This is a genomic window from Exiguobacterium sp. UBA3968, from assembly GCF_002385115.1.
GTDB lineage: Bacteria > Bacillota > Bacilli > Exiguobacteriales > Exiguobacteriaceae > Exiguobacterium_A.
This window is the reverse complement of record NZ_DGCW01000009.1, coordinates 5,116-5,677: the sequence shown is the minus strand read 5'-3', so window position 1 is coordinate 5,677 and position 562 is coordinate 5,116. Positions and strand designations below refer to the sequence as shown.

Here is a 562-nt window from a genome sequence, read left to right as displayed (position 1 = left end):
ACGTTGCATGTTCGCTCCCATGAGGGCACGGTTCGAGTCATCGTTCTCAAGGAACGGGATACAAGCCGTTGCGGCAGATACAACCTGCTTCGGTGAAACGTCCATATAATCGACACGTGCTGGTTCAACAGACAAGTTTTGTCCACGGAAACGTGAAAGGACGTGTGAATCTTGGAACGTCTTCTCTTCCGTCAACAACATGTTTGCCTGTGCGACGACGTAGAGATCCTCTTCGTCTGCAGTCATGTAATGGATTTCATCTGTGACGACGCCCGTTTCCGGATCGACACGACGATATGGTGCTTCGATGAAGCCGTACTCATTGACCTTCGCGTACGAAGACAACGAGTTGATCAAACCGATGTTTGGTCCCTCTGGCGTTTCGATCGGACACATACGGGAATAGTGCGAGTAGTGTACGTCACGAACTTCGAAACCAGCGCGCTCACGTGTCAAACCACCGGGTCCGAGTGCTGAAAGACGACGTTTGTGCGTCAATTCTGCAAGCGGGTTCGTTTGGTCCATGAACTGAGACAACTGCGAGCTACCGAAGAACTCTTTA

General features: G+C 51.1%; 1 pseudogene. It reads right to left on the bottom strand.

Annotated elements, in window-relative coordinates:
- Window positions 1-562: pseudogene (locus B3S86_RS15065) on the bottom strand (DNA-directed RNA polymerase subunit beta); the annotation flags it as partial.